Annotated in this window: 12 protein-coding genes and 1 tRNA gene; 6 read left to right on the forward strand and 7 right to left on the reverse strand. The window is 70.0% G+C overall.

Annotated features, from left to right (window positions below):
- Window positions 1-12: 12 nt before the first annotated feature.
- The 3 genes from ACFPZ3_RS65960 (at window position 13) to ACFPZ3_RS65970 (ending at window position 3,339) form a co-directional block, all read left to right on the forward strand.
- Window positions 13-1,335 carry a cation:proton antiporter gene (locus tag ACFPZ3_RS65960; protein ID WP_379524567.1) on the forward strand — a complete coding sequence of 441 codons (1,323 nt, stop codon included), beginning with the start codon at window positions 13-15 and terminating at the stop codon, window positions 1,333-1,335.
- Between the two features lie 82 nt (window positions 1,336-1,417).
- Entirely contained in the window at window positions 1,418-2,107 is a 690-nt protein-coding gene (locus ACFPZ3_RS65965) for a response regulator transcription factor (protein ID WP_379524568.1), read from the forward strand.
- On the forward strand, window positions 2,104-3,339 hold the full coding sequence (locus tag ACFPZ3_RS65970) for a sensor histidine kinase (RefSeq protein ID WP_379524569.1): 1,236 nt from the start codon (window positions 2,104-2,106) through the stop codon (window positions 3,337-3,339). The genes ACFPZ3_RS65965 and ACFPZ3_RS65970 overlap by 4 nt, the downstream gene beginning before the upstream one ends.
- On the opposite strand, the gene aceE is transcribed toward ACFPZ3_RS65970, so the two are convergent.
- Window positions 3,311-5,767 (reverse strand): pyruvate dehydrogenase (acetyl-transferring), homodimeric type, encoded by a 2,457-nt coding sequence (gene aceE / locus ACFPZ3_RS65975; RefSeq protein WP_379524570.1) that lies wholly within the window; start codon window positions 5,765-5,767, stop codon window positions 3,311-3,313. The two genes, ACFPZ3_RS65970 and aceE, sit on opposite strands and share 29 nt — an antisense overlap.
- A 70-nt stretch (window positions 5,768-5,837) precedes the next feature.
- Between aceE and ACFPZ3_RS65980 the strand changes: the two genes are divergently transcribed.
- On the forward strand, window positions 5,838-6,422 hold the full coding sequence (locus ACFPZ3_RS65980) for a GntR family transcriptional regulator (RefSeq protein ID WP_379524629.1): 585 nt from the start codon (window positions 5,838-5,840) through the stop codon (window positions 6,420-6,422).
- Here the strand turns inward: ACFPZ3_RS65980 and ACFPZ3_RS65985 are convergent.
- The gene (locus tag ACFPZ3_RS65985; protein ID WP_379524571.1) at window positions 6,410-6,802 is read right to left on the reverse strand and encodes a hypothetical protein; all 393 of its coding nucleotides are present in this window, start codon (window positions 6,800-6,802) and stop codon (window positions 6,410-6,412) included. The genes ACFPZ3_RS65980 and ACFPZ3_RS65985 overlap by 13 nt on opposite strands.
- A gap of 407 nt (window positions 6,803-7,209) precedes the next feature.
- Window positions 7,210-7,284, reverse strand: a tRNA-Val gene (locus tag ACFPZ3_RS65990).
- Window positions 7,285-7,719: 435 nt separating this feature from the next.
- Here ACFPZ3_RS65990 and ACFPZ3_RS65995 point away from each other — a divergent pair.
- Window positions 7,720-8,136: an SsgA family sporulation/cell division regulator gene (locus ACFPZ3_RS65995; protein WP_020547189.1), complete on the forward strand. Its 417-nt coding sequence runs from the start codon at window positions 7,720-7,722 to the stop codon at window positions 8,134-8,136.
- A 17-nt stretch (window positions 8,137-8,153) separates the two neighbouring features.
- Here ACFPZ3_RS65995 and ACFPZ3_RS66000 read toward each other — a convergent pair whose 3' ends face one another.
- Window positions 8,154-8,711 (reverse strand): DUF305 domain-containing protein, encoded by a 558-nt coding sequence (locus tag ACFPZ3_RS66000; RefSeq protein ID WP_379524572.1) that lies wholly within the window; start codon window positions 8,709-8,711, stop codon window positions 8,154-8,156.
- Window positions 8,712-8,845: 134 nt separating this feature from the next.
- Here ACFPZ3_RS66000 and ACFPZ3_RS66005 point away from each other — a divergent pair, with 134 nt between their 5' ends.
- Window positions 8,846-10,228 carry an LVIVD repeat-containing protein gene (locus ACFPZ3_RS66005; RefSeq protein WP_379524573.1) on the forward strand — a complete coding sequence of 461 codons (1,383 nt, stop codon included), beginning with the start codon at window positions 8,846-8,848 and terminating at the stop codon, window positions 10,226-10,228.
- Between the two features lie 57 nt (window positions 10,229-10,285).
- Here ACFPZ3_RS66005 and ACFPZ3_RS66010 read toward each other — a convergent pair whose 3' ends face one another.
- The 3 genes from ACFPZ3_RS66010 to ACFPZ3_RS66020 are packed head-to-tail and all read right to left on the reverse strand — an operon-like array spanning window position 10,286 to window position 12,429.
- Window positions 10,286-11,116 (reverse strand): aminotransferase class IV, encoded by an 831-nt coding sequence (locus ACFPZ3_RS66010; protein ID WP_379524574.1) that lies wholly within the window; start codon window positions 11,114-11,116, stop codon window positions 10,286-10,288.
- Window positions 11,117-12,127, reverse strand: coding sequence for a chorismate-binding protein (locus ACFPZ3_RS66015; RefSeq protein ID WP_379524575.1), 1,011 nt, complete (start codon window positions 12,125-12,127; stop codon window positions 11,117-11,119).
- Complete coding sequence (locus ACFPZ3_RS66020) at window positions 12,094-12,429, reverse strand: LysR substrate-binding domain-containing protein (protein ID WP_379524630.1); 336 nt, start codon at window positions 12,427-12,429, stop codon at window positions 12,094-12,096. Before ACFPZ3_RS66020 ends, ACFPZ3_RS66015 begins: the two co-directional genes overlap by 34 nt.
- Window positions 12,430-12,433: the final 4 nt, after the last annotated feature.

A 12,433-nucleotide genomic window follows, 5' to 3' on the forward strand; every position in this document is an offset into this window, starting at 1 on the left:
CGGAGATCCCATATGCCCACCCTGGTCCATCTCGCGGCTCCTGACCCGAACCTCGCCCTGGTGCTGAAGGTCCTGCCCGCCCTCGTCGTCATCCTGATCGCCGCGGCGATCTGCGGGCGGCTGGCCCTCATGGTGATGCAACCGCGCGTGCTCGGCGAGATGGTCGCCGGTGTGCTGCTCGGCCCGACGTTGTTCGGCTGGCTGTTCCCCGAGGCGCAGGCGGCGTTGTTCCCGCCGGAGGTCCGCCCGGTCCTGTACGTGCTGAGCACCATCGGCCTGACGCTCTACATGTTCCTGGTCGGGGCGGGCCTCGACCACAGCGCGCGGACGCCGGGCGAGGTCCGCAAGGCCTCCGTCCTGGCCGCCTCGGGCATCGTGCCGTCCCTGCTGCTCGGCTTCGGCGCGGGCCTGCTCGTGTACGACCTGCTCTCCCGCCCCGACGTGTCCGTGTTCCAGTTCGCGCTGTTCGTCGGCGGCGCGCTGTCGCTGACCGCCTTCCCCATGCTGGCCAGGATCCTGTACGAGCGTGGCCTGGAGAACTCACCCCTCGGCCGCCTGACCCTCCTGGCCGCCTCCATCGACGACGTGCTGGCCTGGTGCATCCTGGCCGTCCTGTCGGCCATGCACCTCGGCGCCGGCGCCGCCGACGCGCTGCCCACCATCGGGCTGACCGCGGTGTTCGCCGTCGTCATGCTGAAGGTCGTCGCCCCGCTGCTGCGGCCGATGGGCAGGACCGTCGCGCGCACCGGCAGCCTCGGCCCCGGCGCCATGTACGCGGTCATCCTCATCCCGCTCGCGGCCGGCTGGATGACGGACTGGATCGGCGTGTACGCGGTCTTCGGCGGCTTCTTCGCGGGCCTCGCCATGCCCCGCGACGCCGCCTTCCGCCAGGTGTTGCACGGCCGCATGATGGAGGTCGTCTCGACGCTGCTGCTGCCCGTCTTCTTCACCTTCTCCGGGCTGAACACCCAGCTCGGCGGCATCGCGGGCGGGGCCATGCTGCTGGCGTTCGGGGTGATCCTGCTGGCCGGGTTCACCGGGAAGTACTTCGGGTGCTCGGTGGCGATGCGGGGGCTCGGGTTCGGTCGGCGGGAGTCGTACGCGGTGGGCGCGCTCATGAACGCCCGCGGCCTGATGATCCTCATCTTCATCAACATCGGCCTGGCCCAGGGCATGATCACGCAGGAGCTGTTCTCCATGCTCGTGCTCGTGGCCGTGCTGACCACCGCCGCGGCCCTGCCCCTGTACAAGCTCGCCCTGCCCGAGCGCCTCGAACCCGGCACCAGGACCGAGCCCCCGGCCGGGCGGCCGGTCGAAGTCAGGTCCAATTCATGATGAATGCCCAGGTAGAGGGGTTTAGCGGACCAATGGGCAAGTGGACCTGGTAAATGCAGGAAGGTGATGTAACGGTGGTCTGGTGGCTGGGACATCGGGCACGGCCGACCCGCCCTCCCGTCGGCTGCTGCTCGTCGAGGACGACCGCGAACTGGGAAACATGCTGGTCGACCTGTTCACCGAACAGGGCTACACGGTCGATCTCGCGCTGGAGGGGCAGCGGGGGCTGCATCTGGGACTGAGCCGCGCGTACGACGTGCTCATCGTCGACCGCGGCCTGCCCGCACTCGACGGGATCGACCTGCTGCGGCGGCTGCGGCGGCAGGCGGTCACCGCGCCGGTGCTGGTGCTCACCGCGTTCGGCTCGCTCGCCGACCGGGTGGCCGGGCTGGACGCGGGCGCGGAGGACTACCTGGTCAAGCCGTTCGAGATCGAGGAACTGCTGGCCAGGGTACGCGCGCTGCACCGCCGCAACCTCGACCTGGCCACGCTGCTGCCGCTGGGCGCGGGCTGGCTGGACGCCGAGTCCCACATCGTCCGGCTGCCGACCGGCGAGCAGGTGACGCTGTCGGGCCAGGAGTGCCGGCTGCTCAGCGCGCTGGCCGTGCGGCCACGCCAGGTGCACACCCGCAGGTCGCTGCGGCAGCGGGTGTTCCACGGGGCCGACAAGGAATCGATCGTGGACACCTACGTCTACTACCTGCGCAACAAGCTCGGCGCCGGAGTCGTGTACACCGTGCGGGGCGTCGGCTACCGCCTGGGTGAGCTGTGAGCGGCGACCCCGACCTGCGGCTGCTCATCCGCGCCCGCCGCCGGATCACCGTGCAGGTCGCGGGCGCCATCTCCGTGGTGCTCGCGCTCGTCGGCGTGCTGGTCTACTGCGCCATGACGCACAGTCAGAGCGCCTCGGCCACGCGCGACCTGGCCGCCGCCGCGCAACGCTCCCCCATCGCGCACCCGCCGCCCTGCGTCTGGCTGTACGAGCGGCGCCCCGACGGCACCGTCGCGAGCTCGCCCGGCGCTCCCACGGCGCTCCCCGTACCGGCCGGGACCGGGGTGTCTCAGGTCCGGGTGGCCGGCCACGACTACCTGATCCTCACCCGCGCGCGCGGCGGCACCACCGTCCAGGCCGCCATGGACCTGCGCTACCAGGCCGAGGAGCGGCAGCGGCTGCTGCGCACGCTCATCTGGGCGGAGGTCGCCGGGCTGCTGGCCGCGCTGCTGGTCGGGCAGGTCGTCTCCCGCCACGCGATCGCGCCGCTGGGCGAGGCCCTGGCCCGTCAGCGCCGCTTCGCCGCCGACGTCAGCCACGAGCTGCGCACCCCGCTGACCCGCCTGCACACCCGCGCCCAGCTCCTGGAGCGGCGGCTGCGCGGCGACACCGACCCGATCCTGCTCATCGACGAGGTGGACCAGCTCGTGACCGGCACCAGGCAACTCGGCGACGTGGTCGAGGACCTGCTCAGGTCGGCCCAGTTCAAGCAGCTCCGGCGGCCGTTCGGGCCGGTGGACCTGGCCGTGCTGGCCGCCGAGCTGGCCGTGGCCGAGGACGCCAGGGCCGCCGCCAGGGGCGTGGCCATCGAGGTGCGCTGCGACGGGCCCGGGGATCACGTCGTGCGCGGGGTGGAGTCCGCGCTGCGCCGGGTGATCTCGGCCCTCCTGGACAACGCGCTGGGGCACACGAGCGCGGGTGGCCACATCTGGGTGACGCTCGCCGGCGCGCCCGGCACCGTGCTGCTGACCGTCAGGGACGACGGGGCCGGCCTCGATCCCCGGGACGCCGAGCGGCTCTTCGCCCGCTTCGAGGGGACGGGGTTCGGGCTGGGGCTGGCGCTCGTCCGGGAGGTGGTGGACGGGCACCACGGCACGATCACGGCCGACGGGCGGCCGGGCGGCGGCGCGACGTTCACCGTACGCCTGCCCGCCGACCGCCCCGGCGCGAGCGTCACGCCACCGCCGGAACCCGTGACCGGCTCTACACGCCGCTCCCTTCCACCGCCTTGAGCACGGCGTCGGCGATCGAGCGGGGATCGACGCCGAAGTGCCTGCGCACGGACTCGCGGGTGCCCGACAGCCCGAACCCGTCGGTGCCGAGCGAGGTCCACGGCCGCTCGATCCAGGGGGCGATCTGGTCGGGCACGGCCCGCATCCAGTCGCTGACCGCGATCACCGGCCCGTCCGTCCCCGCCAGGGCCTGCTGCAGGTAGGGGAGGCCGGTGGCGGTCATGGCGTCGCGGCGCAGCTCGCTCCACGAGGTGACCGACCAGACGTCCACGCCCAGGCCGTACTCCTCGGCGAGCAGCTTCTGCGCCTCCATGGCCCAGTGGACGGCGGTGCCGCTGGCCAGCAGATGCGCCTGGCCGCCGCCCTCGGAGTAGCGGTAGATGCCCTTGACGATGCCCTCCTCCACGCCTTCCGGCATGGCGGGCTGGGGCATCGGCTCGTTGTACACGGTGAGGTAGTAGAACACGTTCTCCGCGGCGGGCCCGTACATCCGCCTCAGCCCGTCGCCTACGATCACGCTCACCTCGTACGCGAAGGCCGGGTCGTAGGCCAGGCACGCCGGGTTGGCCGAGGCGAGGAGCTGGGAGTGCCCGTCCGCGTGCTGCAGCCCCTCACCCGTCATCGTCGTGCGGCCCGCGGTCGCCCCGATGAGGAACCCGCGGCCGAGCTGGTCGGCCAGCGCCCACATCTGGTCCCCGGTGCGCTGCCAGCCGAACATCGAGTAGAAGATGTAGAACGGGATCATCGGCTCGCCGTGCGTGGCATAGCTCGACGCCGCCGCCGTGAACGAGGCCATCGACCCCGCCTCGGTGATGCCCTCCAGCAGGATCTGCCCGTCCTCGGCCTCCGTGTAGGACAGCAGCAGATCCCGGTCCACGGCGTCATACCGCTGGCCGAGCGGCGAGTAGATCTTCGCGCTCGGGAACAGCGACTCCATCCCGAACGTCCTGGCCTCGTCCGGCACGATCGGCACCCAGCGCCGCCCGGTCTCGGGCTCCTTCATCAGGTCCTTGACCAGCCGCACGAAGGCCATCGTGGTGGCGATGGGCTGCGCCGAGCCCTTCTCGACCCGCTCGAAGGGCCGCCGCGCGGGCGTCGGCAGCGGCTGGTGGGAGTCGGTCCTGCTGGGGATGGGCCCGCCCAGCGCGCGCCGCCGCTCGATCGCGTAGCGGGCCTCGGGCGAGTCGGGTCCCGGGTGCAGGTAGGGCGGCAGGTCGCCGCTCAGCGCCTCGTCGCCGACCGGCAGGCCGAGCCTGTCACGCATGGCGCGGAACTCGTCGAGAGTGAGCTTCTTCATCTGGTGGTTGGAGTTGCGCGCCTCGACGCCGGCCCCCAGCGTCCACCCCTTGACGGTCTGCACGAGGATCACCGTGGGGCCGCCCCGGTGCTCCAGGGCCTTGCGGTAGGCGGCGTACACCTTGCGCGGCTCGTGCCCCGCCCGCGACCCGCCCACGACGCGCCGCAGATCCTCGTCGGAGAGCGGCACGTCCAGCCCGTGGAACAACTTCTGCCTGATGTAGTCGCCGGTCGAGGCGGCGAACGTCTGGAACTGCCCGTCCGGCACCTCCGCCAGCCGTGCCACCAGCTCGTCGGAGTGGAGGAGGCCGTCCCACTCGCGCCCCCAGAGCGCCTTGACCACGTTCCATCCGGCGCCGCGGAAGACGCTCTCCAGCTCGCGTACGACGCTGGTGTTGCCGCGTACGGGGCCGTCGAGCCGCTGCAGGTTGCAGTTGATCACGAAGGTGAGGTTGTCCAGCCCCTCCCGCGCGGCCAGCGTCAGCGCGGCCGTGGACTCCGGCTCGTCCATCTCCCCGTCGCCCAGGAACGCCCACACGTGCGAGGCCGAGGTGTCCTTGATCCCCCGGTTGTGCAGGTACCGGTTGAACCTGGCCTGGTAGACCGCGTTGAGCGGGCCGATGCCCATCGACACGGTGGGGAACTGCCAGAACCCCGGCATGGCCCTGGGGTGCGGATAGGAGGGCAACCCGCCGTCGGGCTCGCGCCGGAACAGGTCGAGCTGCTCCCCGCTCAGCCGGCCCTCCAGGAAGGCGCGGGCGTAGATGCCGGGCGAGGCGTGACCCTGGAAGTAGACCTGGTCGTGCTCACCGTTGAAGAAGTGGTTGAAGCCGACCTCGTAGAGCCACGCGGCCGAGGCGTAGGTCGCCATGTGGCCGCCGAGCCCAAGCTTGCTCCCGCGCGTGATCATGGCGGCGGCGTTCCACCGGTCGTACGCGGCGATCCGCTCCTCCATACCGAGGTCGCCCGGGTAGGCGGGCTCGTCCTCGGTCGCCACCGTGTTGAGGTGACGGCTGCTCGTGGCCAGCCGCCTCAGCAGAAACTCGGCCCGCTCGGGCCCGGCCTGCCGCCGGACTTCCTCCAGCGACTCGAGCCATTCCGCCGTCTCTTGGGGGTCCCAGTCTTTCTCCATACCTACTATTACACCCTATGATCGATCATCCGATGTATTCGCGGGCTAGGATCGTGCTGTGAGACCCGTCATGAGATCCCCGCTACGCGACCAGATCAAGCAAACACTCGTCGACGGCCTGATCAGCGGCCGCTGGGCGCCCGGGGACCGCATCGTCGAACGCCGCCTCGCCGCCGAACTCGGCGTCAGCCAGGCGCCCGTCCGCGAGGCGCTGCGCGATCTGGAGGCGCTGCGGCTGATCGAGTCCTCCCCCAACAAGGGCGCGCAGGTGCGCGGGTTCACGAGGGCCGATCTGCGGCAGGTCTACCAGGTGCGGGCGGGCCTGGAGGAGACCGCCGTCCGCCTCGGCCGCCCCGCCGCCACGGCCCTGCGCCCCCATCTCCACCGCCTCCAGCAGGCGAACTCCCCGCTGGAGCAGGTCCACCACGGGGTCGCCTTCCACCGGGAGATCATGGCGGCGGCGGGCAACGACGTCCTGCTGTCGGTGTGGGAGTCGCTGGGCGTCGAGATCTGGACCCACCTGTCGATCCGCCTGTTCCGGATGCGCCCCCACGAGAACGCGCGCGAGCACGAGCCGCTCGTGGAGGCGTTCGAACGCGACGATCCGGACGTGGGCACGATGCTCCGCGACCACGTCCTCGCCTACGCCCCCTGACCCCGCCCGGCCTGGAAACGCTCGACGGAGGCCGCCTCGGTGCTCCTGCAGACGAGGCAGAAGCGGTAGAGGTCCACCCGGGTGAGCGTGCCGGCCGGGTTGTACCTACGTTTGCAGTAGGCCCGCCAGTTGCCTGACGCTTCGAGCACGGCGCCCGCCTCCTGGCACTTGGCGCACGCGTTGGGGTTGTTGTGCGAGGACTCGAAGTACCAGTTGCCCGACAGCGCGCTGTCCCCGCAGGTGACCGCGAGCGCCACCCCCGACCGCGCCTGCTCGGCGCTCGCCGCGCCGCCCGTCAGCAGAGTGATGGCCGTGCTCAGCATGGCGGCCGTGCCCAGCCAGACGCCCGGCTTTCTTGAACGCGTTCCCGTACGTGTCATGTCCGCCTCCCGATGTTTTCACCACCGATTCTCAGCACGGGGAACCGGGCCGAACAGGGCGGCAGCCGGACACTGCGCGGACTTTTGCCCGCTCGGCGCCGACGGGAGCTGATAACATTCAGTAACAATATAAATGCTAAGAGTAGTTTTCGGGCATTCTTGCCCGGGGCTCATCCGCCGATGCGAGGACACACATGATCTTTCGATGATCACGTCATGGTTGGCTCAGGCAGGCGTTTCCCTTTACGAAGTACAGCTACCGCTTGGCCAAGACGATTCACTCGCCACGCGGCGCCGGATGCAGAGGGGCCCACGACGCGGCGGGGCACAGGGCGGCGATGACCCGCGCAGTCCCCTGGAGAGCCGAAAACCCCCAGAAGGAGATCTCCTCTGGGGGTTGTTCTGGCTGGTGGGCGATACTGGGATCGAACCAGTGACCTCTTCGGTGTGAACGAAGCGCTCTCCCGCTGAGCTAATCGCCCGCCCTGTCGGCCCTCGCGGTTCCGACGAGGAAAACCATACCGCACTCCGGCGGCTCCAGCGAAACCAATAGCGCGGGGAGCGGGCGCCAGAGGGATTCGGGTGAAACGCGGCGGTTGCCCATCGGCGCGGCGGGCCGGTGGCATACCATCGTCGTGTCCCGGAAGGATCGGCCACGATCTTTCGGCGAGAAACGTTCATGGACGGCGCGTCCGGGGCAGGCTCCAGAGCACGCAAAACCCTTGCAAATACGACCCGATTGATGCCGTTTAGCCTGGTAGATGCCTAAATGTCCAGCTGTGATGTGCGTTACAGAAGGCCCTAGAAGCGGAATCTTTCCTACAGGTTTCTTCGTTCCGCGTCATAGCTCAGGACGAAGTCCGTCAGAGCAGTGAAAGCCCCGAGAGGGGACCTACGACGAAAAGGTTTGGCTGACGATGAACAGCACCACCGTCTCCGCCGAGCTTGGCCTTCGGCTTGTGGTCCCCGACCGTACTACCGTCCCCCTGCTCGCCGGACTGAGTTACACAGCCGACGACCCGTACGCCATACGCATGGCCTTCCACGTAGGGAACGACGAGCCGGTCGAGTGGATCTTCGCCCGCGAATTGCTGACCGTTGGCATCGTGAGGCGTGTCGGCGACGGCGACGTGCAGGTATGGCCCGCACGCGCCGACGGCGAGCGCACCCTGCACATCAGCCTCACCTCGCCGTTCGGGCAGGCGCTCTTCGAAGTGCCGCTGGCCCCGCTCACCGAGTTCCTCCACCGCACCTACGAGAAGGTGCCGGCGGGTCGGGAGACCGACTTCATGGACCTCGACGCGGAGCTCACCAACATGCTCTGGCCGTCCTGACGGCAGCAGGCCGCGACCTACGCGGCGAGTGAGTCCAGCACACCGCGCATGCGGGCGATCTCGATGCTCTGCCCCTGATAGACGTCCTTCGCCATCATCCGCATGCGCTGGTCGTGACCCCCGGCCAGCTCCTCCCCCGCCATCTTCACCGCCCCCTCGTGGTGCCGGGTCATGAGCCGCAGGAACAGGCGGTCGAAGGCGCCCGCCCGAGCGGCGCGCAGCGCGTTCAGCTCCTCCTGGGTGGCCATCCCGTACGCGGCCTGCTGGTCGTGCGTGTGGCCGGCCGGAGGCCGGCGGCCCAGTTCGGTGAGCCAGCCGGTCATGGCCTTGATCTCCGGGGTCTGGGCGGCGGTGATCCCGCGGGCTAACGAGCGGACGGTCTCGGTCGTCGTACGGGCCTCCACCAGGGAGGTCATCTCCAGGGCCTGCCGGTGGTGCGGGATCATCCCCTCCGCGAACCGCACGTCCGAGGCCACCGTGGCGCCCGGCGTCCGCCCGACCCGCTCTCCCGGCCTCGCCGTACGGGCCGGGGCGCCGGGGCTGCCGGGCACGATGACCGGCGCCTGCGTACCCACGGGGGAAGGCCCGGAGGGCTCCTGAGAGCAGGCGGTAAGAGCAAATGTCGTCATAACTGTGATGAAGACCGTACGCGGCCACGAACCCGCTGACATAGCTTCCATAGTGAGCTACGAGTCAAAGGGGACGCGCGTTGATCTCTGCCACGTTCCGCGGAGCGTTGTTGTGTACGGTGCTGCTCCTGGCCTCCGCGTGCGCCGCCGAACCACCGGCCGCGGGAGAGCTGACGCCTGCCGCCAGCTCGCCGCAGGAGAGCAGCGGCGCTCCGGCGCCCTCCCCCACGGGTGAGGTGATGACGAGTGACAACGTCAAGCACGTCGCCCACATACCGCGCACGGCCCCGCTCGACGGGGAGGAAGACTTCAACACCGACCTGGCCTTCCAGGGCGACTACGCCTACGTGGGCAACTTCGGCGGCTTCGCGATCTACGACATCAGCGACCCGGCGAAGCCGGAGATCGTCAGCCAGGTGTCCTGCCCGGCGCAGCAGAACGACGTGACCGTCTACGGCGACCTGCTGGTCCTGTCGATCGACGAGCCACGCAGCGGCGAGGAGTGCGACTCGGACGGCGAATCCCGCGAGTGGGAGGGCCTGCGCATCTTCGACATCAGCGACAAGAAGAGCCCGAAGTACGTCAGCGCCGTCAGGACCGACTGCGGCTCGCACACGCACACGATGGTCCCCCACGGGGAGACCCTGTACGTGTACGTCTCCTCCCCCGGCCCCGAGCCCGAGTCGGACACCTGCCCGCCACCGCACGAGCTCATCCAGATCGTAGAGATCCCGACGAAGTCACCTAAGGACGCAAAAATCGTGGCGAAGCCGGATATTTTTCCGGAGCGCCAGCACTCCGACCTGGCCTCAGGCTGCCACGACATCACCGCCTACCCCGAGAAGAAGCTGGCCGCGGCCGCCTGCTTCGGCGACGGCGTGCTCCTCGACATCAGCGACCCGATCAAGCCCAAGGTCCTCCAGCAGCTCACCGACACCGAGAACTTCCAGATCTGGCACTCGGCGACGTTCAACAACGAGGGCACGAAGGTCGTGTTCAGCGATGAGCTCGGCGGCGGCGGCCAGGCCACCTGCGACCACAACACACCGGCCACCAAGGGCGCGAACGCCGTCTACGACCTGGTGAACGGCAAACTGGAGCGGCGCGGCTACTTCAAGATCCCCAGGGAGCAGCAGGAGAACGAGAACTGCGTGGCCCACAACGGCTCCCTGATCCCGGTGCCGGGCAAGGACGTCATGGTGCAGTCGTGGTACCAGGGCGGCGTGTCGATCTGGGACTTCACCGACTCGGCGCACCCGAAGGAGATCGGCTTCTTCGAGCGCCCGCCGTACCCGGGCGGCGAGCTCGCCGGCTCCTGGTCGGCCTACTACTACAACGGCTACATCTACTCCAGCGACATAAGAGAGGGCCTGGACGTCCTGGAGATCGACGACCCGCTCACCGACCCGGCCAAGCAGGTCAAGATGGACGACTTCAACGTCCAGACACAGAAGAAGTACTAGCCGGCCCCGCCGCGGACCCCGCCGACAGGGCCGGGGGCAGGGCGGGGCCGGTCGAGGTCACGGGTTCAGGTCGGCGGCGGAACGCTCGGCGAAGACCCGCATGGCCTTGGCGGTGATCGGACCAGGGGCGATCGGCAGCTTGGTGTCGTCGACCAGCTTGATCGGCTGGATGTCGCGGGTCGTGGAGGTGAGGAAGGCCTCCTCGGCCTCGTACAGCGCCTGGAGGGGCACGTCGGCCTCCTCGCCGCCGCACCATTCGAGCACCAGCGCCCTGGTGACGCCGGCCAGGCAGCCGGACTCGAGGGTGGGGGTGAGCAGACGGCCGTCGCGGACGATGAAGATGTTGGAGCCGGTGCCCTCGCACAGGTTGCCGGCGAGGTTGCCGAAGATGGCCTCGCCGCCGCCGCGCTTCTTGGCGTGCAGCAGGGCCTTGGCGTTGTCGCCGTAGGAGGTGCTCTTGACCCCCGCCAGCGCGCCGCGCTCGTTGCGCGGCCACGGGACGACGGCGACGTTGGCCGTGCCGGGGAAGGGCTTCTGCTCGTCCACGATGACGACGGAGGTGGTGCCCTCGTCGCCGCGGTCGGAGCCGAGCGGGCCGGGACCGCTGGTGTAGGTGACGCGGATGCGGCCCAGCTCCCAGGCTGGCGCGATGTCGAGGAGCCCCGCGATGCCGTCGGCGATGGCCGCGACGTCGGGATCGGGCAGGTCCATGCGCTGGGCGGAGAGCGTGAGCCGGTCGAGGTGACGGGTGAGCGCGAACGACCTGCCGTTCACGATCTTGATGGTCTCGAAGACGCCGTCGCCGACCATCAACCCGTGGTCGAACACCGAGACGGTGGCCTGCGTGGGGTCGATCTGCTCCCCGTTGACCCAGACAGGGATGTTCATTCAGATTCCTCCTGTGGATGCCAGCGCGATCAGCCTGGCTGCTTTGAGCTCGGTCTCGAGCCATTCGCCCTCGGGGTCGCTGCCCCAGGTGATGCCCGCTCCCGTGCCGAATCGGATCTCATCGCCTGAGATCCAGAATGTTCTGATGCCTACGGCCAGCGCCGCCCTGCCTCGGTCGGCGTCGACCCAGCCCACGGCCCCACAGTACGGGCCCCGGGGTACGGGTTCGAGCTCATTGATGATCCGCAGAGCCGACGACTTGGGCGCTCCCGTGACAGATCCGGGCGGAAAAGTCGCCGAGAACAGCTCCGGCCAGCCCGCTCCCGGCGCGAGCCTGGCGCGGACGGTGGAGACGAGGTGGACGAGCCCGGGGTGCTCCTCGATCGCGCACAACGACGGCACCTCGACCGAGCCGACGGCCGCGACCTTGCCGAGGTCGTTGCGTACGAGGTCGACGATCATGACGTTCTCGGCGTAGTCCTTGTCGAGGAGGTCGTCCGCGGTCGCGCCCGTGCCCTTGATGGGCCCGGACTCCACCACGTCGCCGTCGCGCGACAGGTACAGCTCCGGCGAGGCCGAGACCACGCTCAGCCCCGGGACCTTGATCACGGCCGCGTACGGCGCCGGGTTGCCCGCGGCGAGCCTGGCCGCCAGGGCGAGCGGATCGGCGCCGGCCGGGACGGGCGCGGTCAAAATCCGGCAAAGATTGGCCTGGTAGACCTCACCCCGCTCGATGTGGCCGCGGATGGCGCGCACGCCGCGCTCGTAGGCGGCCCGGTCGAGCGAGCTGTGCCACTGTCCGGGCCTGGGCCCGCGCCAGGGCGCTGCCGGTACGGGCAGGGGTGCCTCGCGCACCCGGTCGAACCGGGCGCACGTCACCTTGCCCTCGTAGTCGACGACGACGGCCCACCAGCCCTCGCCGTCGAGCGCGGCGAGGTCGGAGGTCACGTCGCGCAATCCGGTGGCGAGAACGCGGCCTAAGTGGGCGAAACCGTCGTACACACCTCCCATTCTCCCAGCATCTCGACCAGCTCCAGTGCAGCGGGCAGTGGCGTCAGGGGCAGGGCCGCGTAGACCTTGCGTACGGGCGCCGTTCCCCGCAGGGGCCTGAGCACCAGATCAGCCGGTACGGCCCGCGCCGCCAGCTCCGGCACGAGCGTCACTCCGAGCCCGGCGGCGACGAATCCGAACTTGCCCGACCATTCCGCCACCCGCAGCCCGGTACGCGGCGTGAACCCGGCCGCCGCGCACGCCGTGACCAGCAACGTCGGCTGGCCGCGAGGGGCGGCCTCGATCCAGCTCTCCCCGGCCAGGTCA

This window comes from Nonomuraea insulae (genome assembly GCF_042656245.1).